The sequence below is a fragment of the Marinomonas sp. PE14-40 genome (assembly GCF_051623805.1).
Lineage (GTDB): Bacteria > Pseudomonadota > Gammaproteobacteria > Pseudomonadales > Marinomonadaceae > Marinomonas.
Genome location: NZ_CP130700.1, coordinates 3,081,768 through 3,106,995, shown reverse-complemented (window position 1 = coordinate 3,106,995; position 25,228 = coordinate 3,081,768). Strand labels below are relative to the sequence as shown.

At 42.3% G+C, this 25,228-nt stretch carries 26 protein-coding genes and 1 other RNA gene; 9 read left to right on the top strand and 18 right to left on the bottom strand.

The window, feature by feature from the left end; genetic code table 11:
• Positions 1-45: 45 nt before the first annotated feature.
• The 7 genes from urtE to glnK form a co-directional block, all read right to left on the bottom strand.
• Positions 46-753, bottom strand: a complete 708-nt coding sequence (urtE, locus tag Q0A08_RS14425; protein WP_438462214.1) for an urea ABC transporter ATP-binding subunit UrtE — start codon at positions 751-753, stop codon at positions 46-48.
• Positions 750-1,730: an urea ABC transporter ATP-binding protein UrtD gene (gene urtD, locus Q0A08_RS14420; RefSeq protein WP_438462213.1), complete on the bottom strand. Its 981-nt coding sequence runs from the start codon at positions 1,728-1,730 to the stop codon at positions 750-752. The genes urtE and urtD overlap by 4 nt, the downstream gene beginning before the upstream one ends.
• On the bottom strand, positions 1,727-2,902 hold the full coding sequence (gene urtC, locus Q0A08_RS14415; RefSeq protein ID WP_438462212.1) for an urea ABC transporter permease subunit UrtC: 1,176 nt from the start codon (positions 2,900-2,902) through the stop codon (positions 1,727-1,729). The genes urtD and urtC overlap by 4 nt, the downstream gene beginning before the upstream one ends.
• On the bottom strand, positions 2,899-4,530 hold the full coding sequence (gene urtB, locus Q0A08_RS14410) for an urea ABC transporter permease subunit UrtB (RefSeq protein ID WP_438462211.1): 1,632 nt from the start codon (positions 4,528-4,530) through the stop codon (positions 2,899-2,901). The genes urtC and urtB overlap by 4 nt, the downstream gene beginning before the upstream one ends.
• A gap of 138 nt (positions 4,531-4,668) precedes the next feature.
• Positions 4,669-5,952: an urea ABC transporter substrate-binding protein gene (gene urtA / locus Q0A08_RS14405; RefSeq protein ID WP_438462210.1), complete on the bottom strand. Its 1,284-nt coding sequence runs from the start codon at positions 5,950-5,952 to the stop codon at positions 4,669-4,671.
• Positions 5,953-6,128: 176 nt separating this feature from the next.
• The gene (locus tag Q0A08_RS14400) at positions 6,129-7,394 is read right to left on the bottom strand and encodes an ammonium transporter (protein ID WP_438462209.1); all 1,266 of its coding nucleotides are present in this window, start codon (positions 7,392-7,394) and stop codon (positions 6,129-6,131) included.
• Between the two features lie 53 nt (positions 7,395-7,447).
• Positions 7,448-7,786, bottom strand: a complete 339-nt coding sequence (gene glnK / locus Q0A08_RS14395; protein ID WP_046015906.1) for a P-II family nitrogen regulator — start codon at positions 7,784-7,786, stop codon at positions 7,448-7,450.
• A 433-nt stretch (positions 7,787-8,219) separates the two neighbouring features.
• Between glnK and Q0A08_RS14390 the strand changes: the two genes are divergently transcribed.
• Positions 8,220-8,468 carry an accessory factor UbiK family protein gene (locus Q0A08_RS14390; protein ID WP_438462208.1) on the top strand — a complete coding sequence of 83 codons (249 nt, stop codon included), beginning with the start codon at positions 8,220-8,222 and terminating at the stop codon, positions 8,466-8,468.
• 79 nt (positions 8,469-8,547) lie between these two features.
• On the opposite strand, the gene Q0A08_RS14385 is transcribed toward Q0A08_RS14390, so the two are convergent.
• Positions 8,548-8,862, bottom strand: coding sequence for a hypothetical protein (locus Q0A08_RS14385; protein WP_438462207.1), 315 nt, complete (start codon positions 8,860-8,862; stop codon positions 8,548-8,550).
• A gap of 216 nt (positions 8,863-9,078) precedes the next feature.
• Positions 9,079-9,636, bottom strand: coding sequence for a TlpA disulfide reductase family protein (locus Q0A08_RS14380; RefSeq protein WP_438462206.1), 558 nt, complete (start codon positions 9,634-9,636; stop codon positions 9,079-9,081).
• A 431-nt stretch (positions 9,637-10,067) separates the two neighbouring features.
• Here Q0A08_RS14380 and Q0A08_RS14375 point away from each other — a divergent pair, with 431 nt between their 5' ends.
• A complete protein-coding gene (locus tag Q0A08_RS14375) occupies positions 10,068-10,571 on the top strand; it encodes a GNAT family N-acetyltransferase (protein ID WP_438462205.1) in 504 nt (167 codons plus the stop codon).
• A 305-nt stretch (positions 10,572-10,876) separates the two neighbouring features.
• Positions 10,877-12,436: a methyl-accepting chemotaxis protein gene (locus tag Q0A08_RS14370; RefSeq protein ID WP_438462204.1), complete on the top strand. Its 1,560-nt coding sequence runs from the start codon at positions 10,877-10,879 to the stop codon at positions 12,434-12,436.
• A gap of 84 nt (positions 12,437-12,520) precedes the next feature.
• Here the strand turns inward: Q0A08_RS14370 and Q0A08_RS14365 are convergent, their stop codons facing one another.
• Positions 12,521-13,519 carry a YbgA family protein gene (locus Q0A08_RS14365; protein WP_438462203.1) on the bottom strand — a complete coding sequence of 333 codons (999 nt, stop codon included), beginning with the start codon at positions 13,517-13,519 and terminating at the stop codon, positions 12,521-12,523.
• Between the two features lie 131 nt (positions 13,520-13,650).
• Positions 13,651-14,538 carry a DUF547 domain-containing protein gene (locus tag Q0A08_RS14360; protein WP_438462202.1) on the bottom strand — a complete coding sequence of 296 codons (888 nt, stop codon included), beginning with the start codon at positions 14,536-14,538 and terminating at the stop codon, positions 13,651-13,653.
• Between the two features lie 230 nt (positions 14,539-14,768).
• Between Q0A08_RS14360 and Q0A08_RS14355 the strand changes: the two genes are divergently transcribed.
• Both Q0A08_RS14355 and Q0A08_RS14350 read left to right on the top strand, forming a co-directional pair.
• Positions 14,769-15,644, top strand: coding sequence for a MerR family transcriptional regulator (locus tag Q0A08_RS14355; protein ID WP_438462201.1), 876 nt, complete (start codon positions 14,769-14,771; stop codon positions 15,642-15,644).
• Positions 15,645-15,765: 121 nt separating this feature from the next.
• Positions 15,766-16,674: a TIGR01777 family oxidoreductase gene (locus Q0A08_RS14350; RefSeq protein ID WP_438462200.1), complete on the top strand. Its 909-nt coding sequence runs from the start codon at positions 15,766-15,768 to the stop codon at positions 16,672-16,674.
• A gap of 79 nt (positions 16,675-16,753) precedes the next feature.
• On the opposite strand, the gene Q0A08_RS14345 is transcribed toward Q0A08_RS14350, so the two are convergent.
• From Q0A08_RS14345 to smpB, 6 genes are all read right to left on the bottom strand, one after another.
• Positions 16,754-17,569 carry a formate/nitrite transporter family protein gene (locus tag Q0A08_RS14345; protein ID WP_438462199.1) on the bottom strand — a complete coding sequence of 272 codons (816 nt, stop codon included), beginning with the start codon at positions 17,567-17,569 and terminating at the stop codon, positions 16,754-16,756.
• Positions 17,570-17,778: 209 nt separating this feature from the next.
• Positions 17,779-18,231 (bottom strand): DUF3127 domain-containing protein, encoded by a 453-nt coding sequence (locus tag Q0A08_RS14340; RefSeq protein ID WP_438462198.1) that lies wholly within the window; start codon positions 18,229-18,231, stop codon positions 17,779-17,781.
• A 451-nt stretch (positions 18,232-18,682) separates the two neighbouring features.
• Entirely contained in the window at positions 18,683-19,366 is a 684-nt protein-coding gene (locus tag Q0A08_RS14335) for a DUF1826 domain-containing protein (protein ID WP_438462197.1), read from the bottom strand.
• A complete protein-coding gene (gene zigA, locus Q0A08_RS14330; RefSeq protein WP_438462196.1) occupies positions 19,363-20,571 on the bottom strand; it encodes a zinc metallochaperone GTPase ZigA in 1,209 nt (402 codons plus the stop codon). The genes Q0A08_RS14335 and zigA overlap by 4 nt, the downstream gene beginning before the upstream one ends.
• Before the next feature lie 291 nt (positions 20,572-20,862).
• Positions 20,863-21,224: a transfer-messenger RNA gene (gene ssrA / locus Q0A08_RS14325) on the bottom strand.
• 193 nt (positions 21,225-21,417) lie between these two features.
• Positions 21,418-21,900, bottom strand: coding sequence for an SsrA-binding protein SmpB (smpB, locus tag Q0A08_RS14320; protein WP_009834026.1), 483 nt, complete (start codon positions 21,898-21,900; stop codon positions 21,418-21,420).
• Between the two features lie 202 nt (positions 21,901-22,102).
• Between smpB and Q0A08_RS14315 the strand changes: the two genes are divergently transcribed.
• Genes Q0A08_RS14315 through Q0A08_RS14305 form a run of 3 tightly spaced genes read left to right on the top strand, consistent with a single transcriptional unit; the run spans position 22,103 to position 24,184 of the window.
• Positions 22,103-23,461: a sodium-dependent transporter gene (locus Q0A08_RS14315; RefSeq protein WP_438462195.1), complete on the top strand. Its 1,359-nt coding sequence runs from the start codon at positions 22,103-22,105 to the stop codon at positions 23,459-23,461.
• Positions 23,462-23,463: 2 nt separating this feature from the next.
• Entirely contained in the window at positions 23,464-23,895 is a 432-nt protein-coding gene (locus Q0A08_RS14310; RefSeq protein WP_438462194.1) for a type II toxin-antitoxin system RatA family toxin, read from the top strand.
• Entirely contained in the window at positions 23,888-24,184 is a 297-nt protein-coding gene (locus tag Q0A08_RS14305) for an RnfH family protein (RefSeq protein ID WP_438462193.1), read from the top strand. The genes Q0A08_RS14310 and Q0A08_RS14305 overlap by 8 nt, the downstream gene beginning before the upstream one ends.
• Positions 24,185-24,355: 171 nt before the next feature.
• On the opposite strand, the gene Q0A08_RS14300 is transcribed toward Q0A08_RS14305, so the two are convergent.
• Entirely contained in the window at positions 24,356-24,673 is a 318-nt protein-coding gene (locus Q0A08_RS14300) for an outer membrane protein assembly factor BamE (protein ID WP_438462192.1), read from the bottom strand.
• A gap of 70 nt (positions 24,674-24,743) precedes the next feature.
• On the opposite strand from Q0A08_RS14300, the gene fur reads away from it, so the two are divergent.
• Positions 24,744-25,151 (top strand): ferric iron uptake transcriptional regulator, encoded by a 408-nt coding sequence (gene fur, locus Q0A08_RS14295; protein WP_009834021.1) that lies wholly within the window; start codon positions 24,744-24,746, stop codon positions 25,149-25,151.
• The last annotated feature ends 77 nt before the right edge of the window (positions 25,152-25,228 follow it).

Here is a 25,228-nt window from a genome sequence, read left to right as displayed (position 1 = left end):
AAGAGGCTGCTGCCAACTTTTAGCACCACCCCCTGTGAATGCGTTTTAAACCGCTAAATACTGTTTGATCAAGTCATCGCTGAGTTCAGACATCTTATCGCTACAAACAATGCGACCTTTTTCCATCAATCGAAACTCTTGCCCCACACGGCGAGCAAACCCCAATTTTTGCTCGACTAGGATAACGGTCAGGCCTTCTTCTTGGTTGAGCTTTAAAATTACATCACCGATTTGCTGCACAATATTAGGCTGAATGCCTTCGTTAGGTTCATCTAAAATTAGCACTTTAGGGTCAAGTACCAAGGCTCGGCCTATGGCGAGTTGTTGTTGCTGGCCACCAGATAAGTCACCGCCACGCCTGTGTAACATATCTTTTAAAACAGGGAAGAGTTCGAAGATCTTCTCAGGGATTTGCTTAAGTTTATCCTTTCTTACTGGCAAACCAATCTTAAGGTTTTCTTCTACTGTCAGCATGGGGAAAATGTCGCGGCCTTGGGGTACATAACCTATCCCTGAAAAGGCCCTTTTCTCGGCACTTTTAGTATGCAGTGCTTCAGGCGTGTCTAGGTCGCCTAATAATATTTCACCAGAGCTGATGGGGAGTAATCCCATTAAGGCTTTAAGTAAGGTGGTTTTGCCCACCCCATTTCGTCCCATAATACAGGTGATACTGCCCGCTTTAATGTCTAAATTAAGGTCCCACAAAATCTGGCTTGAAGCATAATGTTGATTGATATTTTGCATTGATATCATGCTTTTTCTTCCTTGTTGGTAATCAAGCTGACTTTGCTGGTGCTTGGTGTTGATATTGTCTTCTTTGTTGCTGGTGGCGTGGGGGTGGCGGCTTCTTCACCTAGGTAGACTTCAATGACTTCTGGGTTAGATTGCACCTCTTGCATGCTACCTTCTGCCAGCACACTGCCTTGATGTAATACGGTCACCTTATTGGCAATGCTGCGCACAAATTCCATATCATGTTCTACCACTATGACGGTTCGCTCTCCTGCTAAAGAGGTCAGTAACTCAGCGGTACGTTCTGTCTCTTGTGGCGTCATACCTGCTACAGGTTCATCCACCAGCAAGAGTCTAGGTTCAGAGACAAGTAACATACCTATCTCTAACCATTGTTTTTGTCCGTGAGATAGGGCACCTGCCAACTGATACGCTTGCTTAGATAAGCCAATAATACTGAGTACATGCTGTATCTTATCGTGCTGTAAAGGCGTGAGTTTAGCCCAGAGTGTCGGTAGCACAGACTTATTCGCTTTAAGCGAAAGTTCCAAGTTATCAAACACACTTTGTTGTTCAAACACGGTAGGTTTTTGAAATTTACGACCTATACCAAGGTTGGCAATACTGGCTTCATCCTGTTTGAGCAGATCAATGTTTTGGCCAAAGAAAACTTGTCCAGAATCACACTGAGTCTTACCCGTAATCACATCCATCAGGGTACTTTTTCCTGCTCCGTTAGCGCCAATTAAACAGCGTAACTCCCCTTTATTAATATAAAGGTTTAACTCGTTTAAGGCATTAAAACCATCAAAGCTTAAATTCAGGCCTTCAATATAGAGAAGGATGTCTTTATCAATATTGACCTTAGACTCTTCGGGCATGAGAAAAGGCCAGACTTGATCTCGACGTAAGCCAGAGCGGATGGCCTGAAAAGGCGCATTTAACTTGGCTTCAAAGTTCTTTAAATCACTCAGTTGATTAGCGTTGTTTTGGCTCATGATGACACTCCTGTCTTCATTTCATCCTCTGCTTTTAGTTCTGCTTTGTTGAGCTTTGCTTGGATTGTCTCCCATAACCCCATGATTCCTTTTGGCAGATAAAGCGTGACTAGAACAAACAAGCCACCTAATGCGAATAACCAAGCTTCGGGGAAAAGGGCGGTAAAACGGGTTTTGGCATAGTTGATAATAAGCGCTCCAATAATGGCGCCAATCAAGGTGCCACGGCCACCGACTGCTACCCAAATCACTATCTCGATTGAGTTAATCGGCGAGAATTCCCCAGGGTTGATAATGCCGACTTGAGGCACATAAAGTGCACCAGCAATGCCAGCAATAATGGCAGAATAAACGAATAACCAGACTTTATAGCGCTCGGTCCGATAACCAATAAAGCGTGCTCGGCTTTCTCCATCACGTATCGCTAGGATGACTTTACCCATACGAGAGTTCATCAAGTATTGGCTAATGATGAAAATAACGGCTAACAAAAACGCCGTAATGGCAAAGAGGGACACACGAGTTGAATCGGCTTGTAAATCAAAGCCTAAAATCTCTTTGAAATCAGTTAGACCATTGTTGCCGCCAAAGCCCATTTCATTTCTAAAAAAAGCCAACAGCAAAGCATAGGTGAGCGCTTGGGTCATAATGGATAAATACACGCCAGTCACACGGGAACGAAATGCCAACCAGCCAAAGATAAAGGCCAATAATCCAGGAATAACAACCGCCATTAAGATAGCAAACCAGAACTGATCCATACCTTGCCAAAACCAAGGTAAGGTTTTCCAATCAAGAAAGACCATGAAGTCAGGTAAAACAGGATCGCCATAAACGCCACGATCACCAATTTGGCGCATTAAATACATGCCCATGGCATAGCCTCCAAGTGCAAAAAACGCACCGTGACCTAGGCTTAAAATGCCGCAATATCCCCAGATAATATCTACTGCTAAAGCGAGCATGGCATAACATAAATACTTACCTAAAAGAGTAATGGTGTAAGTACTTACATACAAGGAAGAGTCTTCTGGTAAAAGTAAGTTAGCACCACAGGCTAACAAGGTGCTGATCAAAAGAATAGCGACAAAGGGCAGTGTCTTTTGGCCCGGTTGTTGGCGTGAATCAAGTTTGCTTTTACCTTGTCTGAATAAAGTGTTTATCAATGTCATTCTGCTGCCCTCCCTTTTTGAGGAAAGAGGCCTTTAGGGCGTTTTTGAATAAAGAGGATGATGAAGACCAAAACAATAATGGCGGCTAAAACAGCACCTGTCACAGGTTCTAAGAACTTGGTTGCGATACCTAAAGAGAAAGCTGCTACTAAGGTGCCAAATAGGTTACCTACTCCACCAAAGACCACGACCATAAAGGAATCGATAATATAGGCTTGCCCTAAATTTGGACCTACGTTGGTAAGCTGAGATAAGGCCACTCCGGCAATGCCCGCAATACCTGAGCCTAAACCAAAGGTCATGGCATCTACCCAGCCGGTTTTTACCCCCATGGCTTTTGCCATATTGCGGTTTTGAGACACTGCTCTTACGTTCAAGCCTAAGGAGGTTTTACGTAAGAGGGTGAGTAGGGCAAAGAAGACAATTAGGGCAAACGCGAGTATGTATAAACGGTTAAGAGTGAGAGATAAAACCGGATTAATCTCTAATGACCCTGTCATCCAACTTGGACTAAAGACTTGACGGTTAAGTGGACTAAATACCGAGCGTACTAGCTGTTGCAAAATAAGGCTGATACCAAAGGTTGCTAGTAGGGTTTCAAGAGGTCGACCGTGTAAGTGACGTATGACACCTCTTTCAATAATGACTCCCATTAACCCTGAAACCATAAAGGCGGCGGGAATAGCGACCCAAAGTGAATAATCGATATGGTTTGGTATGAGTAACTGCACCACATAGGTGGTGTAAGCGCCAAGCATGATCATTTCTCCATGGGCCATATTAATCACACCCATAACGCCAAAAGTAATCGCAAGTCCGATAGAGGCGAGTAAAAGCACTGAACCTAGGCTTAAACCAAAGAACAGCTGATTCACTAGTTCATAACGATTAGTGCTATGTTCTATTTCTTTTAAGGCATCAAACGCTGCTTGTTTGACGGCAGGATCTGGGCTTGTCTCAGCGGTTTTTGTTAATTGGTTTTTAACCGGAATTTCAAGGCGAGAGGCGAGTTGCTCTATGGCTTTAATTTGCAGGGCGGCTGATTCAGTCTGCTTTAATTGATAGAGGTTAAGAGCGACATCTAATAAGTCGATTACCTTCTCATCTGTTTCTAGCGTTCGTCTTTTTTCGATTGTTTCTTGTAAGTTTGTATCTAAATTTCTTAGTAAACTCTGTAGTGCTGTGGCTCTTATTTTTGCATCAGTATGGCTTAGCTCAAGTTCGGCAATAGCGCTTCTCAAGTAACGACGTACGCCATTATTGAGTTTGATTTTTTTGACCAGTTTCTTGGTTAAGTGAGGTAGAGCGGTGGCACTGTCTAATTCAAAATAGTGTTTTTCTTTCCCTATCTTTTGCATTTGGATCAGGTGTTTATCTGACCTAACATAATACAAGCGTCCTTCTAAAAGGGTTTTAAATATAGGGAGAGCGGTTTGGGCTTGGCTGCTTTTAATTTGGTCTAACAGCGGGTTCATTTGTTTTAGTTTTACTTGGGTTAACGCGACAAGTAATTCAGTGTCTGATGTCGCTTTAGCAGATTGGCTATCATTGGCGACGGCATAAACTGAAAAAAAAGCAAAACTAAAACAGGTTATTAAACCGTAAATGAGGTTCTGGAACTGCTTCAAAAAATCACTCCTTTGAAAAAGTGAAGAGAGTAAAAAAGGCCACAAGCCCACCGCAGATGGTGGTTTAAGGGCTTGTGGCTTAAAAAGCATGAATTAGGCGTTAGCCAGCATCATGACTGCTCATGCCTGTTGGTAAATTTATAGTGTCTTACCTGAGCAGGTTTTAGTTTGGACATTGTAATTGCCGCACTTAAGTGGGGCTGTCCAGTCGGAAATTAGATCTTTTGAACCGGGTAAAAAGTCAGACCATGCGTCCCCTGCAACGGTACTGTCTGTTTCCCACACAACCTCAAATTGACCATCATCTTGGATTTCACCAATTAATACTGGTTTGCTCAAATGATGGTTTTTGTTCATTAGCGCAGTCCCCCCAGTTAGGTTACTTGCTTCTTGGCCTATCATGGCTTGTTCAACCGCATTCACATCTGTTGTACCCGCTTCTTTCACGGCATTCGCCCACATGTTAAAGCCAATATAAGTGGCTTCCATTGGGTCGTTGGTGACACGTTCTGGGTTCTTAGTGAAGGCACGCCAAAGCTCGATAAACTCATCGTTAGAATCTGTCTCGACACTTTGGAAGTAGTTCCAAGCGGCTAGGTGTCCTACTAATGGTGTGGTATCCAAGCCAGAAAGCTCTTCCTCACCCACTGAGAATGCCACTACTGGAATGTCTTCTGAGTTAAGGCCCTGATTACCTAGTTCTTTATAGAAAGGGAGGTTGGCATCGCCATTGATAGTAGAGACAACCGCGGTTTTCTTACCTTGGCTACCAAACTTCTTAATATCAGACACGATCGACTGCCAATCAGAGTGACCAAATGGCGTGTAGTTGATCATGATGTCTTCTTTGGCAACCCCAAGGCTAGTCAAATAAGCTTCTAGTATTTTGTTCGTGGTTCTTGGGTAAACGTAATCGGTACCAGCTAATACCCAACGCTCAACTTCCAATTCATCTTTCAAGTAGTTAACGGCTGGAATAGCTTGCTGGTTCGGTGATGCGCCTGTGTAAAATACATTTTTAGAGGACTCTTCCCCTTCGTATTGAACCGGGTAAAACATCAGACCATTTAGCTCTTCGATAACAGGTAATACGGATTTTCGAGAAACGGATGTCCAGCCACCAAAGATGACATCCACTTCAGCTTCTGTGAGAAGCTCGCGTGCTTTCTCCGCGAATAAAGGCCAATTTGAAGCCGGATCTACCACCACAGCTTCAAGCTTCTTACCCAATAAACCGCCTTTTTTATTTTGCTCTTCTACCATCATGAGCACTGTGTCTTTCAGTGTGGTTTCACTGATAGCCATGGTGCCAGATAAGGAGTGAAGTACGCCGACCTTGATGGTATCGCTTGCTAATGCATTGATCGAAAAAACACTAGAAGCAACTAAGGTTAAACTTGTGATTAGGTTTTTAACTTGCATGAGTAATACGTCCTAAGTAATTAAAAGGAAAAGAAAAACTACGTTTTAAAGCTAATAGAAGAGAGGTTAAAGCCCACCCATGAAAGCTGGGCTTTAACTTTTGTGCTTTTGTGAAGAGTGACCCTAATGAGGCAAGGTCACTCTAAACACATGTTGAGACTTAACTTGAGAAGCGATTAGTTCTTTGTGAACTCTGGGTAAGCTTCCATACCACATTCAGATAGATCAACACCTTCGTATTCTTCTTCCTCTGTGACACGGACACCGATAACCGCTTTGATGACGAACCAAACTACTAGGCTAGTACCAAATACCCAAGTGAAGATAGTGGCTGCACCAATTAGCTGAGCACCAAAGGTAACGCCGTCGTTTGTTAGAGGCACTGCTAGAAGACCCCAAAGACCTGCTACACCATGAACTGAGATAGCACCAACTGGATCATCAATTTTCAGCTTATCTAGTGTCAGAATAGAGACAACAACAATCAAACCACCGACTGCACCAATCAAGGTTGCACCGAGTGCTGTAGGAGTATCAGGACCGGCTGTGATAGCAACTAGGCCTGCTAATGCACCGTTTAACAGCATGGTTAAATCCGCTTTGCCGAATAAAATACGTGCTAGTAACATGGCTGCAACAGCGCCACCAGCAGCCGCTGTGTTGGTATTAAGGAAAACCATGGCAACAGAGTTTGCACTCGCAATATCGCCAAGCTTAAGTACAGAACCACCGTTAAAGCCGAACCAACCCATCCATAGGATGAATGTACCTAGTGTTGCAAGCGGTAGGTTCGCACCAGGAATCGCTCGTACTTCACCTTTAGGACCATACTTACCTTTACGAGCGCCTAGTACCAATACACCCGCTAATGCTGCTGCAGCACCTGCCATGTGTACAATGCCTGAGCCTGCAAAGTCAGTGAAGCCGATGTCGCCAAGGCTATAAAGGCCGAATACAGAACCGCCACCCCAAGTCCAGTTACCTTCCATAGGGTAGATAACACCTGTCATAACAACAGCGAAAGCTAGGAATGCCCAAAGCTTCATACGTTCAGCCACAGCACCAGAGACAATCGACATAGCTGTTGCAACGAATACGACTTGGAAGAAGAAGTCAGAAGCGCCTGAGTAGATAGAGCCGCCTTCAAAGCCATCTTCACGGCCTGAGAAGTCACCGAGTGTGGCATCTACATCTACATTTTGAATACCTGATAAGAATATGTCGCCGCCGTACATGATTGCGTAACCGCAAACGAGGTACATGATGCAAGAGATAGCAAATAACGCGACGTTTTTAGTAAGAATTTCTGTGGTGTTTTTTGAGCGGACTAGGCCTGCTTCTAACATGGCAAAGCCTGCTGCCATCCACATAACGAGTGCACCACAGACTAAAAAGTAAAAAGTGTCCATGGCATATTGTAAATGAAATATTTGATCTTGCATGTTTTGCCCCCCTAAAGGCTAATATAAGACTGCTAAAGATTATGCGCGGCGGTTTAAACCGCTTCTTCGCCAGTTTCGCCAGTACGAATACGGACAGCTTGTTCTAGATTGACAATGAAGATTTTGCCGTCACCAATCTTGCCTGTATTAGCTGCATTGGTGATGGATTCAACAACTTGATCGACGATGTCGTCTGAAATCGCGAGTTCGATTTTTACCTTAGGTAGGAAGTCCACAACATACTCTGCACCTCGGTACAATTCAGTGTGGCCCTTTTGACGTCCGAAACCTTTTACCTCAGTTACCGTGATACCTTGTACCCCAATATCTGACAAGGCTTCACGAACATCGTCTAACTTAAATGGTTTAATGATGGCGGTGATAAGCTTCATAGCGTCACGCTCCTTTTTATTATTTAAAATTCGATTTGATGACTGAAAATGTTAATGGTCTATATTCAACATGTGTGCCATGTTGAAAAACTTGTTACTTTTCAATCTATTACGAAGTTTTTGCTTTTGGTTGTAGAAAATTATCAAAACTTTATTGGGGTTCTTGAGTGTTATAGGGGCGTTTAAAAAAAGCGCTGCGCTAATCTGGTGCTAAGAGTTATTTAGTATTTTAAAAATGCTTTAAAAATAGGGGTAACTTTATGAAAAGCATCAGAATATTGAGATATGCACACTTATTGGGCAGTGTTTAATAAGAGGATAAAGTGACGTTAACTTGGGAATAAGTGGTAAACTTATGCACATATACTTAGCACAAGAAAAAAACGCTTGTGTATAACCAGCTTGAACAATTAAAGGTATGAAGGAGAAGATCGTGATTGATGATTTTATTAAGCAAGTAGGAAATACCCTAGGGGAAACTGCTGCACAACTTAGCAAATTACCGAGCAAAGAAATTCAAGCTCAAGTACAGCAACTTGCGAAATCAACCTTAGATAAGATGGATCTTGTTTCCCGTGAAGATTTCGAAATCCAAGCGGCAATGTTGGCTAAATATAGAGAGCGCGTGATTGAGCTAGAAGAAAGAATGCAAAAGTTAGAACAACAGCTGCAAGAAAAGTAATAGATTAAGATCGATAAAAAAAGTGATCTTAGAGGTCTCAAGATCACTTTTTAAAAATATTGTATATAGCTTGGGGAGATTAAAGCAGGTTCTGAATTGAACGGTAAATTTCCATGGCTTCAGCTCGAGTGTAATTACCGGCTGCCGCATTTCTTCCGATTGTACTTGTTACTCGGATCGCCTCGTCAGAAGGCTCGCTGTCACTCTCTTTGCCATCTAACAAACTAATGTCATCCTGCTTATTTTGCTCACGCATCTGCATGAACTTAGCTTTATCTGACAAAGACACTTCGTCACGATTTGCTTGGCCAATACCATAAGCAACCTTCTCGTTCGACTGCTGTCTAGGCGAGAAATATTGATTCATAGAGCTTGATGAAGAGTTAATTTCCATAACGCAACCTCAGGATACACCCTTTAAGTATCGAACCTAATTGACTAAAAAACAACCAAAGAATGTCGATTAATAGTCTATTTTGGTTAAAAAACAAGCAAAAAAGCCTGTCTTAGCCAAAAAAATACCGATATAAATAAAGCATATCGGTATTTTTAGTCGCCAGACTTAAGCCGTAAAATTGGTTTAAACGGCTTGTTCTTGTTTTATAGGGAGTTATTCAGCTAACAGCATTTGTATCGCCGCTTCATACTCTGCCACCCTCGCTTCTTGGAAACCGACGTGCTGGGCTCTTAAGCGACCTTCTTTGTCAATTAAATAGCTGGTGGGCATACCTATTACGTTAAAGGCATCAGGTAATTGGGCATTTTCATCAAGCAAAACGGGGAAGTTCGCGGGGATTTTCGTCAAGAACTCAAGTGCTAACTCAGGGCGTAAATCTAGATTAATCGCGACGACTTCAAAACCTTTATCCTGATATTTTGCCTGCATTTCGTTCATCCAAGGAAAAGACGCACGACAAGGCCCACACCAAGATGCCCAGAAATCGACCAGTAAGGTCTTACCTTTATAGTCAGTTAAACGCATGCTTGTTTCAGTCAGTTTTGCGTCGGTCACTAAAGGTAAAGATACCTCAGCTTTAGGTGTCATTGGGGCGTCTGCTGCTGCAAAAACATCTGCTTGTGTAGGGTTAGCTTGAATGAGCATGAGAAGCAGCAAAGAAGATGAAGATAATTGCGTAAAACGGGCACGCATCTTAGTGATTAAAATCATAAATACTCATTTGAGGTTGGTTAATTTACTAGAGGTTTTAAATCGCCTCTGTCATCTGCATGACACTTATTTAACTATGATCAAGAATTATAAAATTAGTGCCCGAAGACTGATATATATTTTATTGACTAAATGGGGTTCTGTTTTAAATTAATCTGTTGAATTTTAAAAACTGAACTAACCTAGGAAAAGAGTATTAAAAAAGCTTATTGATTTAAAAGTTTTATAACCAAAGTCGTTTTTAGGATACTAACCTTTCTATCTGCGTCGATCGAGATCATGGAACTGTAAAAAAATGTAGTGGCGAGACAAGAAATTTACGAAACTATTGATTAGCGTCCTTGCCTTTGTCAGACTTTTTATAACTCAGATAATTACCTGTTATTTAGGTTTTTATATCCGCATTAGTTCACCTGTTAGGATTACTTACTATGGATCATAGGAAGATTAACTTCAGGCCAGCCACGGTCGAAGATGCAGAAAATATTAGTCTCTTAGTGATTCTGTTAACGATTGAATTAAGTGATCTCACTAAAACAAAGCGTATTGATATCAATATAGAAGGTACTTCAAATCGTTGTTACGAAATGATAAAAGCAGGCCAATATTTTGCTATTTTAGGCTTTGTTGATGGGGCTCTTTCAGCTGTTGCTACCCTAAGTGAATCCTACTCTCTCAATGGAGGAGGACAAGTTGGCATGATCCAAGAGTTCTATGTTTCTCCAGTTGTCAGGTCCACCGGAATTGGGGCCAAGTTGATGGAAGAAGTAAAACAATATGGCCATCAAAAAGGTTGGTCTTGTATTGATTTTTCAGCTCCTCGAATCTCAAAATTAAAAGAAAATTTGGGATTTTATGAAGGCGCAGGTTTTGATGTATTACATGCCTATAGAATGCGCCATAAAATTCAGCTCAATGACTCAAACGAGATTTAACTTAACCTTCCCATTTACCTCTAAAGGCATTTAAGTCAGTTTCCTTGTTTAACTAAATCATTTTGATAAACCTGTATGACATTCATTATAGATTTTGTGAATTATGTGGCTAATATTCCATCATATATAATCGCCAGTTATAAAAATAAAGACGATTTCTTTGTGTTATATCAATAAGTTTAATAGCGCTTTGTCGTGGGTTTAGTGGCTTTTGTCGCTATTACAATCAAACAAATCAACTATTTAGTTAAATATTGATAGCGCGGAAATTGATCATGGATATTATTTTAATTGCAGGTAGATAGATGACAGTTCAACCCACCCAAGAATATCGCTTTTCTGAGCAAGATAGGCTTATTTCAGCCACAGATACGAAGGGCAATATCGTTTATTGTAATGATGCTTTTGCGACTGTTAGTGGTTATGAAAGAGAAGAGCTTATTGGCCAACCCCATAACCTTATTCGCCATGCAGATATGCCTAAAGCGGCTTTTGCTGAAATGTGGCGTACGCTAAAAGCGGGAAAAGTCTGGATGGGCTTGGTTAAAAATAAGCGCAAAAATGGCGATTATTATTGGGTAAGTGCCTTTGTTACGCCAGTTTATGACGGTAACAAGGTCGTGGGTTATGAATCTGTTCGAATCAATGCTAGCGAAGCAGAAAAAGCCCGTGCGACTCAAGTTTATAAAAGGTTAAGCCAAGGTAAAGCGGCTCGCAGTCTTTTGCATAGTCTACAAATGGGGCTAGCGAAAAGTTTGCCGATATTAGTACCAGGTTTGGCCAGTGCTGGACTTTTATATATGACTTCAGGCACCAGTGCGGCTGGCATAGCGCTTGGTGGCACCTTGGTGGCGAGTGTTTGGCAAAGGCTTAAGGCTAAGTCTCAGTGGCAACAATTATGTGACATGAACCAAGGTACCTATAGTAATGCTTTGGTGGCACAAACCTACTTTGATGAAAGTGGACATCAAGCCAGAGCCAAACTTGCTTTTGCTTGTGAGATTGCCCGTAATCGCACCTCTCTAACTCGCATAGAAGACTCAGCTGCGGGTTTGGGTAAGATTGCCCATGAAGCGAAAGATCAGGTTAATCAAACCAATGTGGCTATTTATCAGCAAAATACAGCGACTCAAGAAGTCGCGAGTGCCATTGATCAAATGGCCAGTGCGATTGATGAAATCACCAATATAGTGCAAAGCAATACTGTGAATGCTCAAGGAGCGTTAAATCATGTTGATACAGGTAGCCAGCTAGCGACCGATGCACTACAAGTGATAGATAAACTGAGCCAATCTGTCGAAGACATCGCGGTGACCATTAAAGAGCTAGCGCAATCCACAGAAGAAATTGGCGAAGCGGCAGACCTTATCTCTATGATTGCTGACCAAACCAATTTACTGGCCTTAAACGCTGCGATTGAAGCGGCGAGAGCCGGTGAGCATGGTCGTGGCTTTAGTGTGGTAGCGGATGAAGTACGTTCATTGTCTCTCAAAACCAGAGAATCCACAGAAAAGATACATGACGTTATTCAAGTGCTTTCATCGCGAGCGCAAAGTGCTGTAACGGTTTCTCAGCAAGGGGAAGAAGTAGCGAAGCAAGGCGTCAGTATTGTCGGTGAAACTCGGTCTTCTTTGAACCAAATTAATGGGGCAGTACAAGAGATTCTAGATATGACATTGCAAATTTCAGCGTCTGTGGAAGAGCAAAGTGCTATGACTGAACATATTAATCAGCAGGTAACAGATATTTCTAACGGTGCGAATCACACCAAGGGCATTGCCGAGCAGACCTTAGCGTCTGGAGTTGAGTTGGAAGAAACAGTCGGTAATGTACATTCAATTATTCGACGCTTTTCTACTCACTAGCGATATCACCCTAAATAAAAAAGGCACTAGATTGGTTCAATCTAGTGCCTTTTTTATGGCCTTTCCTAGGGCAAAAGCTTGAGTCTAAACGTGGTTAGCAAGCCCTAGTGTTTGTGGGTAAGGTGCAAAATATCTTTGCTGGCGTAAGTAGTCATTCCCAAATTGCTCAATATAATGCTGTAGCAGAGTTAAAGGGGTGACTAGCGGTAGTTGGCCAGCTTGGTATTGTCTAATGGTTCTTAAAATACTTTGCTTGGCACTTTTTGATAGCTGGCGTTTAAAGTAACCAAATACATGAAATAAAGTATTCACATGGCCTTTTCTCGGTGCTGGTCTTGATAGCGCCTTCATAAACATAGTGAAGTACTCATCTACCAATGTGCCGATTTGGTCTTTATTTGCATGAGCCAGTAATTGTCCTAACTGCTTATAAAGTACTTGGTTTTGAGATAATAGGATGTACTTATAACTCGCATGAAAATGCATCAAGTTATTTAAGCTTTGTTGCTCCAGCACTTCTTTGCGGAAGTTGTGATGAGCATACACCCTCAATATAAAGTTTTCGTACAAGTGGGCATCATTCAACCTGCCTTCTTCTTCAATAGGCATAAGCGGATACGTTTCTTGCAAGGCAGCTGCAAATAAGCCTTGGCTCATTTCACGTTTAGGCATGCCATTTTCTTGATATACCTTAATGCGAGATAGTCCACAACTTGGTGAATTTTTCATCAAAATATAACCATCAAGTTGGTCAAAGCTGTTTAAAGCAGGTGTATAGCCATCGACTAATTGCTGGGTAACATCTGAATCTGGGTCTGTGCTATAGCTTAACTTCACCGCTTTGTTTTCATCTTCTTGTAAGCGCATTGTTGGTCTTGGTGTACTAAAGCCCGCTGCAACTTCAGGGCAAAAGGTCATGTAATTAAAGTGTTCGCTCAAGGTATTGAGGCAAAGTTTTGATTGGGTATGGCCGCCATTAAAGCGAACATTATGTCCTGCTAAGCAGGAACTTAGGCCTAGGGTGATTTCATGCTCTTGTGGATTTTCAAGGGTCAAAGTTGGAATGATGTTGGTATGTTTCATCTTCTACTCCTAAGTGTCAAAACTTATACAAGAATTAATTTTATATAACTAATTCTTGTACAAGTTTGAGCAATAGGCAAGAAAAAACTTGTACAAAAAAATATTTTGTACGCTTTTTATTTCTGTAGTGCTTACTTCAGTTCGTTTAAATTCCAATCATATTCATAATTAATCGAGCCTTCATAGGTTCTCAACTTGTCACCTAAGGCCTTGTCTGAATAGCCAATTAAGTGAGTCAGTAGATCTAGACGAGTGATGCCAAAATCTTCTCTATACCATTTATAAATGCTAGATAGGACAAGCTCGCCGTCTTTGTCAAAGCTAACTCCTCTTGCATGGTTGATGTAGTTTCTCGCACCTTCTGCAAGCTGACTTTGAGCATTGGCGCTAGTGAAAACAGTCGCGCTTAAATTAGGGCAGCTGTAAGAGGCGCAATTAAGGGCATAATGCAGGCTTGCCTGATTATAAATGGGCCTTAATATTCTGTGCTCTATATCATTTAGAGACACTTCAATGTTGTCTATTACCAACACCTTGTCATCCCATGGGCCAGAGCTGAACCAAGACTTACCTAGCTTTCGGATACTTTTTACAGGGTATTCATCCAAAATTAAAGACACGGTTTTAGCATTGTAGAGGTTAATCCAATAGGCCATTTGTTGCTTTTTACTTAGGTCTTTGGGGCTCAGTTCAGTTAAATAACTAAGATACTTCTCAAGCATCTTCTTATCCTGCTGATTTACCTTGCCATAGGACATATATGACTGACCTTTGTCGTCAAATATCAAATACTTATCGAGAAACTGCTGCCATGCTTTATGCTCTACCGAAATATTTGAATCTAAGGAAAATGCCGTCCATCTAGGATCAAGGTCCTTGCTGGGGGCCGCATTCACTAAAAAACTTTGAGCATAAATAAGAAGGAAAATAAGCAACATCACAGGGGGAGAAGTGAGGCTTTTAAATCCAGTTTTAAGGAAATGTATTTGAGCTTTGCTTTCAGGACGGAGGGGGGACATTGTTCAAACTCCTGCTTTATTTGGTAACACTACAAGTTTACGAAATCACAATTTGTTTGAACTAAGAATAGGGAGATAAGTTCCATTTATTTTTATACATAAAACAAACAATCTTAGTTTTGTTTTTATATCTTATACAAAAAAGGTTTGCGTATAGATAAAACTTGTACAAGAATTAGACTTGTATCATCTAGTAACATGTTTGACTAAAAACAAGAGAAAGAGACCTTATGAAAGAAACTGTAAATATCGATGACCTTTTCCCTATTCGTGAATTGAGTGCAAGAACTCAAGTGAATACTGTGACTATAAGAGCATGGGAACGTCGTTATGGGTTATTAACACCACAGCGAACCGACAAAGGCCACCGTTTATACAGTGAACAGGATGTGATTCGTGTTGAGAAAATCTTAGCTTTGATTGCTAGAGGCGTCTCGGTGGGCAAGGTGAAAGCCATGCTCAAGCAAGAGCCAGATCCATCTGATAAACAAGATATGACCTTATGGCAGCATGCTATCACTCAGATTCAAATGGTTAGCCAAACGTTTCACCCTCATCAGCTAGAACATTTAATTGCTGATTACTTTGTTAATTATCCTGTCTCTGTTTGTCGTCAAAATTTGTTTGAACCTGTATTGGTGGCATTGCAAAAAGACTCAGCTAAAAATCAGGCGCAAGCGAGTTTTATCGAAAGCGAGTTATTGGCCTACACCTTGAGGCGTCTTAAAAATAGCCAAGGGGATAAATCTAAAGGCAAAGGTGAGCAGCAAAGTCTCATGCTAACTTACGGTGAGAATACAGCCATTTGGCCTCTCTTATTTTTATGTTTAGAGCTAGATGATGCCCATTACGATGTGCAGCTTATTAACCAAACGATTGGCTTAGAAAGCTTTGTAGAAATTAACCAAAACACAGACAAAGATATTTCCGTGTTTTACCAAGATGGACTCTGGAGTGACGAGCAAACGGCATTAGCGCAAAAGGCGTTAGTAGCGGACCAAAACTTAGTCATCTGTGGTACAGCAGCTATAATTTCTCAAGTAACGGGTGGTCATCAGGTGTTTTCTGCCTTGTCAGAATATGGCCAATACCTGCTAAAAAAATAGTGCTCTAAATGGGGCTTATTTAACTTGAGAAAGATAAGGATAGGACTTCAGCAAGGACGTAAGTTATTCAGCGAAAAAAGCTAACCCAAGTTGAACGGGCGCGCTTTTTAAGAGGTGCAATATGAAAATCTTAATGACAGGTGGAACTGGGCTGATTGGTTCTCGATTTATTAATGAATTCGAACAGCATGAATATACCGTTTTTACGCGATCGCCCTATCAAGCAAAGCAGGATTTACCGCCGCAAACCACTATTATTAATGATCTATCCAAACTGTCTGACCTGAACGAATTTGATGCTGTTATAAATTTGGCAGGTGAACCCATCATAGACAAACGTTGGTCACAAAGACAAAAAGGCATGATCTGCCAAAGCCGTTGGCATACAACGGACAAATTGGTGAAGCTGTTTGCCCAGAGTGATAATCCACCAGAGGTCTTTATCAGCGGCTCAGCAGTGGGTATTTATGGTAATCATGGGGATAAATTCCTCCCTGAAACCCAGACGACTTTTTCTAAGGACTTTGCCAGCCGGCTGTGCCAGCGTTGGGAGCGAATCTCTCAAGAAGCATCTGACTATACCCGAGTGGTGAATCTCCGTACTGGTATCGTACTGGATGGAAAAGGAGGCGCATTAGGCAAAATGCTCCCTATTTTCAAATGTAACCTTGGCGGCAAAATAGGGGATGGTCAGCAGTTCATGCCATGGATACATATTCAAGACATGATAAATGCTATGTCCTTCTTACTCAGCCATAAAAACTGTGAAGGGCCATTTAACCTTACCAGCCCACATGCTGTGACTAACTATCAATTTACTGAAGAGCTTGCCCATACGCTGAATAAGAGAGCGTATCTGCCTATGCCCAAAGCCATTCTAAAATTTGCTATGGGAGAGGCGTCAGCCCTTTTATTAGATAGCCAAAGAGTGGTGCCAGAAAAACTGATTGAAGCAGGGTTTCATTTCGACTTCCCAGAAATTGAAGACGCCTTTACCGATCTATTGATGCCGCATCCGGTTTATAGCTAAAAGTGTTTCATGTGTCTGGTTATTTAAACTTGGCCTAACAGTATAAGGCTAGGCCAAGTTAAAGAGACGCTAAGGAGTTCTAAGGCATTACCTGCCGTTTGGCTGCTGTCTTCACATGAGTGGTATAAAGAGTGAGGCCAGTAAAGGCCAAACCACCCACAAGGTTTCCCAATACCGTCGGTAACTCATTCCAAATAATGTAATCCATGAACGAAAAGTCACCGCCCATAATCAAACCAAAGGGAAACAAAAACATGTTTACCACTGAGTGCTCAAAGCCCATATAAAAGAAGAGAAAGATAGGCATCCACATGGCAATTACCTTGCCACTCACATTGGTGGATATCATGGCACCGACAACCCCTAAAGACACCATCCAATTGCATAACATGCCGCGAATAAATATCGTCATCCAACCTGCAAAACCATGCTCGGCATACCCTAGGGTGCGGGCTTCACCAATACTAGCGGCTTTATCGCCGACAGGGCCTGGTTCTATATTAAAGCCATAAGTGAAAACGTAGGCCATCAAAAAGGCGACGATTAAGGCACCGGCAAAATTACCAATAAAGACCAAGCCCCAATTTCGTAGTACCCCTGTTGCTGTGATGCCCTTACGTTTATCAAGCAAGGCTAGCGGCGCTAAGACAAAGACACCCGTGAGCAGATCAAACCCCATGAGATAAAGCATGCAAAAACCAACAGGGAAGAGCAAAGCACCGAGTAAAAACTGCCCCGTTTGTACCGCAATACTAATGGCAAAGATGGCGGCAAGTGCCAAAATAGCACCGGCCATAAAAGCGCGGATAATGGTATCTCGGGTAGACATTAGGACTTTAGATTCGCCAGCATCGACCATTTTTTTGGTAAATTCAGAGGGCGCTAAATAAGACATGCTGATCTCTCTATAATCGATAAAGTCTAATATCGAACCATTGAAATTGCCTTCATTTGGCGCAGGCTCAGATGTTCTTTATCAAGGGTGTGTCATTAGTGAGTTGTTCTAGAAGTGTTCTTTGAGCATTTACGACCCGCTTAGTTTTTAATGAACTAGCAAACCGTAAATGACAAAGACATTATGATGGTTTAGACAAGCGTGCGGCGTTAGAAAGGCACGTCTGAATCTGAGTAACCATTACCTGTGTTTGAGTTATAGCCTTGATCTTGGTTTTGATCATAAACTTGAAAGCCATTATCTTGGCTCGCATTCTGAGTATAATCTTGGCCTTGGTTCGGGTTAAAGCCACCTTGACCACCTGGTGCTTCGATGCGCCAAGCTTGTAGACTTGTAAAGCACTTCTCTGGCTTACCTTGAGCAGCCCAAAGACGACCGTTTAGGTTGAAATGAACGTTAATTTCATCACCCACTTGGTATTGATCCATCAAGGCACACTTATCTTTAATTAGCTCTAAGGCAACATAGTTTGGGTAAGCAGGGTTCTCACCTTCGCCTGTTAGTTGGATAACAAACTCACGCTTGGTAAAACCATTTTGACCGTATTCAGTCGTCGCGCCTATGCTGTGGATTGTTCCTTGTGCTTCGAAACTTTTAGACATAATCAGTACCTTTAAACTTGCTTAAAAAACTTGTCAGCAGCATAGCATTTTTGCGGGAGGTTTTCTGACTAAAGCCTAGATAAAAGCAAAAATCTTATCTGCTTTTATCTAGGGAACCTGCGAATAAGTCCTCCCGCCTCAGCGTGTGGATAAAAGCCGCTAGATTTATGGCGAGGAGCGCAATTTAATAGTTATTCTATTGATAAGGTTCTCAACATAAATATAGGGCTTTTAGACCACGCCCTTCGGGTCTTTCAGAAAAAGTAACACCCTGTGTTGTCACTTCTCGAAAGGTACCTACATTACTTCAAAGTAACGCCTTGTGTGATACTTTTTCTGAAAAGACTGAGAAGAGGTGACTTAATCGCAGGTTCCCTAGACTTTATGTGTCACATCATGATGAATATGACAAAGGGGTTGGCAACAAAGCTTTGGTGATTAGCCAAACAAGTTAGTCGAGAAAATCGAGCGTCAGTAACAAGCGTTTTTCACCAACACCAACTGCAGGTGATCTATGTACTAGTCCGGCATTTTCATTACCCGGCCATAGTTCGCCTTTTAATAGAGCAACATCGCCTTCAGTTAACTGCTGAATATTTTCTTTGCTTTGATACAGGCCAGACTGATCTTGCGCATCTTTAACCGCTCTCACCCCTAGGGCAGAACGGTTAATTAGGCTGTGAGGCAACCATTGGGTCGCAACCCCTTTGTAGGTTGTGACCAAGCGACAAGGTACTCTATCCACATGGAATCTTGGGCACATGGCACTATCCAGAATGGTTAAGCGCAAGCCCGCTCTTTCTAGCTCGAACAAACAGCAGAACATCTCAACCAGTTCAGCAATATTCTGGCTAAGGGCAAATACATCATCCGTATTACCCAAGGCTTTATGTATTGTGTCTAAGGCGAGTTCTGGTGTTAGTGCGATATTACGCTTATAACTGTCTCTCTCACTCAAAAAAGCATCAATCGCTTGTTGCAACACTTCATCAGAGTCACGTTGCCAAACAACCATATTGGTGTCTTGCTGATAGACTTCAGTCAGCACATCTAGTGTTTGCCCGACAATGAACTTGCTTTGCACTTGTTCTTCTAGTGCTTGTTCTTCATGGCTTTCTGCCGCTAATGCGCTCATGCATTTTCCTCCCAAGCTGGGAAAGGGTCTTTTAGGCTAGCCCAAAAAGCTTTACCTTCGACTATCTCATCGTCAGACAATAAGCAGTTATCCAGCGCTGTGATCATGGCAGTTTGGTTTAAGCCTTGGCCGATAAAGGCAAGCTCTTGGCGCATATCACCAAAAGGTTCACACCAGTGCTCATTGATCGCCGCAAGGCTAGCTTCATCTGTTGGCCAGTTGGACTTAGGCACAGACTTCCAAAACATACCGGCAAAGCCATAACGTGCAATACCGCCTGCTTGGCTCCATTGGCCAGCAAACTCAGGGCGAGTCGCCAACCAGAAATACCCTTTAGAGCGCAGTAACTTACCGTAGTCTTTGGTGTTGTGTAGGAAGTTATAAAACTTCTCAGGGTGGAAAGGGCGACGGGCCACATAACTAAAGCTGCCAATGCCATATTCTTCTGTTTCTGGCACATGCTCACCGCGCATTTCTTTCAACCAGCCTGGTGCTTGTTGTGCGCGTTCAAAATTAAATAGGCCAGTTTCCAATACTTTCTCAATGTCTACTTGGCCGTTTTCAATAGGGACAACTTCGGCAAAAGTGTTCAGAGACTTTAGAATCGCCTTAAGCTTCTTCATGTTCTCGCTGGAGACAAGGTCTGACTTGCTCACCAAAATAATGTCGGCAAATTCCACCTGCTCAACCAACAGGTCCGCCACACTGCGATCATCATCTTCACCTAAGGATTCACCTTTATCTTGTAGATATTGGGCTTCTTCATAATCCTTCATAAAGTTAACCGCATCGACCACAGTGACCATAGTATCTAAGGTCGCCACATCAGAAAGAGACACACCGTCTTCATCTGCAAAGGTAAAGGTCTCTGCCACAGGTAAAGGCTCGGAAATACCTGTGGATTCAATCACCAAGTAGTCAAAACGACCATCTTTGGCTAACTCAGTCACTTCTAATAATAAGTCTTCACGCAGGGTGCAGCAGATACAGCCATTGCTCATCTCAACCAGCTTTTCTTCGCTGCGATTTAACGTGACTTCGTTTTGAATGATGTTGGCATCGATATTGATCTCACTCATATCATTCACGATAACCGCCACCTTCTTACCTTGGCGATTATTTAAAATATGGCTAAGTACCGTGGTCTTTCCTGCCCCTAGAAAACCGGATAAAACAGTTACAGGCAATTTTTTTGGATGTGTCATAGGATACTCTGGCTAAAAATCGGTTTATGAGAAAAACGGAATTAAAGAAATGTTATAACATAACATTTGTAAAATAAACTAAGGAAAGTAAAACAGCATGAATAGCGTCAAGACTTGTGAATCAGAGTCTCAAATAGTGAGACTGAAGGCTTATTAGGAAAGGAATAAATTGCAGGCATAAAAAAAGCCGCTAATAAGCGACTTCTTTTGTGTTGTCAGAATTAACTAGTTAAATTCTGGTCAACATTACAATCGATTTTCAATAAACCATTCGAAAATCAACCACTTAAGTGGTGGAGACGGCGGGGATCGAACCCGCGTCCGCCAATCCTCTGCCATCGGCTCTACATGCATAGTCTCTTCTATTTTTTGACCATTAACCGCCCGAAGGACAGGGTATTAACGGCGAGCCTACTTAATCTTAGAACCTTATCCCTAGGCGGGGCATCGGTTAGCATCTCGTAATTTATGATACTGCGGAGTCTCAGGCTACAAGCAACCGGAGGGCAGCACACTAGCAGGGGTTTAGGCTGCTAAAGCGTAGTTTTCGTCGTTTGCGACTATATATTTGATGCGGGGGATTTACGAGATCACGCATCACTCTCGACATGCACCTCAGGGTTTGTAACCGGCGTCGAAACCATGTCGTCCCCAAAGATGGGCGAATTTTAACGGAATCTATTTGATTTCGCTAGTTTTCTTTTTGGGCTTAAGGGGGAGTTGGAGGGCTTTTACTTGCTTTTTAGCATGTTTCCTTGCTTCTTACGCTTTCTTTCTTGTGGCTCAAAAAAACAAAACCCGCTAAGCCTAGGGCAAAGCGGGTTGATGAATCAGCAAAATGCTTGCTTAGCGTGTGCTGTGTTTCATCATGCGTTCTTTATCACGAGCCCAGTCACGGTCACGGGTAGTATCACGCTTGTCTATGTCTTTCTTACCTGTTGCCAGAGCAATCTCGACTTTGATGTGGTTGCCTTTCCAGTACAGGGCGGTGGCCACACAGGCTTTACCTTTTTGCTCTGTTACTTGGATAAGCTTGTCGATTTCTTTTTTGTTCAATAATAGCTTTCTATCACGTGTTGGTTCGCACACAACATGGGTAGAGGCTGTCATTAAAGGTGTGATTAGTGTGTTAAGCAGCCAAGCTTCGCCATTGCGTAAAAATACGTGCGAGTCGACTAGCTGTGCTTTCCCTGCGCGAAGACTCTTCACTTCCCAGCCAGTCAGGCAGATTCCTGCCTCGAACTTTTGCTCGATGAAGTAGTCGTGGCGGGCCCTTTTATTTAAGGCAATAGTGCCGCTGGTGTTGGATTTCTTCTTTGCTTTACTCATGGCGAGAAATTATACGGTCGAAAGTGCGAAAATCCTATGCTTTTCTTGAGCTCAAGTCATTAATGTTAGAGAATTCGCGCTCGAATCTGATTTTTACGGTTCGGCTCACTAATCGCTGGGTTTTAGTTGCTTATACTGAGTGTGTATGCTGAAACTGGCATTTATTCTATGATGATTGTATTTCTCTAAAAGAGCAGGTGTTATGCCGAAAAATCGGTGTCTTCAAGGTATTTGGGCGAGCCCATGGGTGTTTATCTTTGCCGCAGCGGGTTCGGCTGTTGGTCTAGGAAACCTGTGGAAGTTTCCTTATATGATGGGTGAAAATGGCGGTGGTGCCTTTTTGTTTGTCTATATCTTATGTCTCTTATTAGTGGGCTTACCTGTCTTAATTGCGGAAGTTGCATTAGGGCGAACGGTTAGATCAAACCCAATCGATACTGTGAATGATTTAAGCGAACGACATATCGTCGCGAAAGCTTGGGTCGGGCTGCCTTGGCTTGCGGGTGTCGTGGGCTTTTTAGTCTTTAGTTTTTACAGTGTGATAGCGGGTTGGTGTGTCTCTTATTTTAGGCGCGCGATTACGGGCGAGTTTAATGATATTACCTTGCCTAAATCCCAATTTATTTTTGATGAGATGCTGGCCAAGCCTGAAGAAATGGCGATTTGGAACAGTGTCTTTTTAGTTCTTGTTATCTTGGCTGTGGGTCAATCTGTTACCCGAGGTTTGGCTAAACTCGTTAAATTCCTGTTACCTGTTCTGGTTATTCTACTTGTCACCTTGTCTTTCTATTCGCTGCAAGTGGGTGATGTGCAGCAAACCATGGATTTCTTGTTCGGTTGGAAATGGTCTGATATCACTTTTGATGTGGTGCTAGCGGCCGTGGGTCATGCCTTCTTCAGTTTAAGTGTCGGTATGGGGGCCATGTTTGCCTATGGTGCTTATATGAGTAAACACATGTCGATTGCCCGTGCGTGCTCTATCGTAGTTGGGTTAGATCTTTTGGTTGCCTTGTTAGCCGGTCTTATTATCTTCCCGCTAGTTTTCTCTTACGAACTGGATGTGGCATCTGGCCCGAGTTTGACCTTTGTGTCTTTACCTATCGTATTTGGTGCCATTCAAGGTGGGCAGTTATTAGGTGGTTTGTTCTTTACTCTGATGATTATTGCGGCGCTGACATCCGCTATTTCAATGCTAGAGCTCTTTATTGCTTGGTTGCATGAACGTTTCTCTATGGATAGGTTCAAAGCAGCGACACTTTCTGTGACAGCCGCTTGGTTTTTAGGTCTTGCTGTTATCCTCTCATTTAATGATTGGTCTCATTACACCCTAATGGACATGAATCTGTTTGAATTATTAGATTCGCTTACCAGCTTAGTCTTGTTACCTATAAGTGCCATTTTATTGACCGTGCTTGTGGCTTGGTTTATCCCGCAAAACATGTGGGAAAAAGAGTTAATTACTCGTAATGCTAAGCATTTTGCTTGGTGGTATGTGACCCTTAAATATATCAGTTTACCGGCTATGCTTTTGATCGCGGTAACTGGTTGGTTAGGAGCTTGAGTGTGACCCGTATTGAAAGATCAGCCTATGTCCCTTTTAGTGCCGAGCAAATGTTCGACCTAGTAAACGATGTTAAGGCTTATCCTTTGTTTTTACCTGGTTGTAATAGCGCCAGTGTTATCTCGCAAACAGAAGAAGAAATTGTTGCTTCGTTAGAAGTAAGCAAAGGCCCTGTAAAACAAAGCTTCACCACACGTAATGTGCTGGTTGGTGCTGAGCGTATCGAGATGAACTTGGTAAAAGGCCCGTTTAAGAAGCTACATGGGGTTTGGCATTTCAGTGATTTGTCAGAGGGAAATTGCAAAATATCCCTCACAATAGATTTTGAATTAAGCGGCATGTTGAAATTTGCTTTTGGTGGGGTGTTTAGCCAAGTGGCAGGCTCCATGGTAGATTCCTTCAGTAAGCGTGCAAAGGTGGTATACGGTGAATAAAACGATGCTTCGTGTGGAAGTGGCTTATGCCATGCCAGACAAACAAAAGATTGTGGTATTAGATGTAGAAGAAGGTACCTCCGTTAAAGAGGTAGTGATGCAATCTAATATCGAGACTTTTTTCCCTGGGTTAGATAAAGCTAATGCCAAATTAGGTATTTTTGGTAAATCGGTACGTAAGCCTGAAGAGCAAGAGATCAAGCAAGGTGAGCGTGTTGAGATTTACCGTGAGCTAACGGTAGACCCGAAAAAGGCCAGAGCGAATCGCGCGGCAAAAGGCTCGGAATAGTTATTCGTTAAAAGAGAGTGCTAATCGCAGTGCTAGTGAGACTTATTATCTTAAATCACTGGTAAGTTAGCTAAGAAGAGCTAGCCTCTTAAATGAGCTTGGTAAGAAAAAGAGTTTAGAAGAGACTAGGGTTAGGCTAGAAAAGCCCAACCCAAAGCAAGAGCTGTTAGTTTAAAGGCCTTGTATCTCGATAAGTCTACCTTGATCAAAGTACAAAACGAGTTCTGTTACTTCGCTTTCAATGGTGGTTTCGTTGGCATCAATGACACTGAAAACATATAACCATTCGTTAGGCTTGTAGAGGTCTCGTATCATGGGTGACCCAACCAAGTATTTTACTTGTGACTCTGTCATGCCAAGTTCTAACTGATTGACCTGTTGTAACTCTAGTACATTACCTTGGGCAACAGGTACTTTGTAGGCAGGTGGTAGAAGCCCACAAGCAGTCAAACTAAAAATACTAATTAATACGATAAAAAATTTATTCATTTGAATGATCCTAATTTAGATGTAGTAATGATAAAGTAAATGCAAATAAGGTTCGAATAGAGAATTACCTATGACTAGCGAAAATCAAGAATTAAAGAAAGCCGGACTCAAAGTCACCCTGCCTAGGGTAAAGATTTTGCAAATTTTGGAAGGTGCAGGTGAGCGCCACATGAGTGCGGACGATGTTTACCGTACCTTGTTGGAACAGGGTGAAGATGTTGGTCTTGCCACTGTTTACCGTGTATTGACTCAATTTGAAAATGCAGGTCTTGTTGTGCGTCATCATTTTGAAGCAGGCACAGCTGTTTTTGAAATCGCCAAAGGCGAGCACCACGACCATATGGTGTGCATGGATTCAGGTAAAGTCATTGAATTTTACGATCCTATTATTGAAAAACGCCAAAAAGAAATCGCTGAAGAGCATGGTTATGTGATCGAAGATCACAACCTAGTACTTTATGTACGCCCTAAAGACTAGGTCTTAGTCTTTTAACTTGGGGATAAGTTCACTAGTTATACCCAGGTAAAGTGTTAAGTTAAGAATATAGTGCGCCA

What these genes read in the sequence shown, in the direction of transcription:
- smpB (WP_009834026.1), bottom strand. Translation starts at nt 21,900, where the DNA reads ATGAGTAAAGCAAAGAAGAAATCCAACACCAGCGGCACTATTGCCTTA.
- Q0A08_RS14380 (WP_438462206.1), bottom strand. Translation starts at nt 9,636, where the DNA reads ATGATTTTAATCACTAAGATGCGTGCCCGTTTTACGCAATTATCTTCA.
- Q0A08_RS14340 (WP_438462198.1), bottom strand. Translation starts at nt 18,231, where the DNA reads ATGTCTAAAAGTTTCGAAGCACAAGGAACAATCCACAGCATAGGCGCG.
- glnK (WP_046015906.1), bottom strand. Translation starts at nt 7,786, where the DNA reads ATGAAGCTTATCACCGCCATCATTAAACCATTTAAGTTAGACGATGTT.
- urtE (WP_438462214.1), bottom strand. Translation starts at nt 753, where the DNA reads ATGATATCAATGCAAAATATCAATCAACATTATGCTTCAAGCCAGATT.
- Q0A08_RS14300 (WP_438462192.1), bottom strand. Translation starts at nt 24,673, where the DNA reads ATGAATAAATTTTTTATCGTATTAATTAGTATTTTTAGTTTGACTGCT.
- Q0A08_RS14345 (WP_438462199.1), bottom strand. Translation starts at nt 17,569, where the DNA reads ATGTCTTATTTAGCGCCCTCTGAATTTACCAAAAAAATGGTCGATGCT.
- Q0A08_RS14370 (WP_438462204.1), top strand. Translation starts at nt 10,877, where the DNA reads ATGACAGTTCAACCCACCCAAGAATATCGCTTTTCTGAGCAAGATAGG.
- urtD (WP_438462213.1), bottom strand. Translation starts at nt 1,730, where the DNA reads ATGAGCCAAAACAACGCTAATCAACTGAGTGATTTAAAGAACTTTGAA.
- Q0A08_RS14365 (WP_438462203.1), bottom strand. Translation starts at nt 13,519, where the DNA reads ATGAAACATACCAACATCATTCCAACTTTGACCCTTGAAAATCCACAA.
- Q0A08_RS14315 (WP_438462195.1), top strand. Translation starts at nt 22,103, where the DNA reads ATGCCGAAAAATCGGTGTCTTCAAGGTATTTGGGCGAGCCCATGGGTG.
- Q0A08_RS14355 (WP_438462201.1), top strand. Translation starts at nt 14,769, where the DNA reads ATGAAAGAAACTGTAAATATCGATGACCTTTTCCCTATTCGTGAATTG.
- Q0A08_RS14400 (WP_438462209.1), bottom strand. Translation starts at nt 7,394, where the DNA reads ATGCAAGATCAAATATTTCATTTACAATATGCCATGGACACTTTTTAC.
- urtA (WP_438462210.1), bottom strand. Translation starts at nt 5,952, where the DNA reads ATGCAAGTTAAAAACCTAATCACAAGTTTAACCTTAGTTGCTTCTAGT.
- Q0A08_RS14385 (WP_438462207.1), bottom strand. Translation starts at nt 8,862, where the DNA reads ATGGAAATTAACTCTTCATCAAGCTCTATGAATCAATATTTCTCGCCT.
- Q0A08_RS14335 (WP_438462197.1), bottom strand. Translation starts at nt 19,366, where the DNA reads ATGAGCGCATTAGCGGCAGAAAGCCATGAAGAACAAGCACTAGAAGAA.
- Q0A08_RS14350 (WP_438462200.1), top strand. Translation starts at nt 15,766, where the DNA reads ATGAAAATCTTAATGACAGGTGGAACTGGGCTGATTGGTTCTCGATTT.
- Q0A08_RS14375 (WP_438462205.1), top strand. Translation starts at nt 10,068, where the DNA reads ATGGATCATAGGAAGATTAACTTCAGGCCAGCCACGGTCGAAGATGCA.
- zigA (WP_438462196.1), bottom strand. Translation starts at nt 20,571, where the DNA reads ATGACACATCCAAAAAAATTGCCTGTAACTGTTTTATCCGGTTTTCTA.
- fur (WP_009834021.1), top strand. Translation starts at nt 24,744, where the DNA reads ATGACTAGCGAAAATCAAGAATTAAAGAAAGCCGGACTCAAAGTCACC.
- urtC (WP_438462212.1), bottom strand. Translation starts at nt 2,902, where the DNA reads ATGACATTGATAAACACTTTATTCAGACAAGGTAAAAGCAAACTTGAT.
- Q0A08_RS14360 (WP_438462202.1), bottom strand. Translation starts at nt 14,538, where the DNA reads ATGTCCCCCCTCCGTCCTGAAAGCAAAGCTCAAATACATTTCCTTAAA.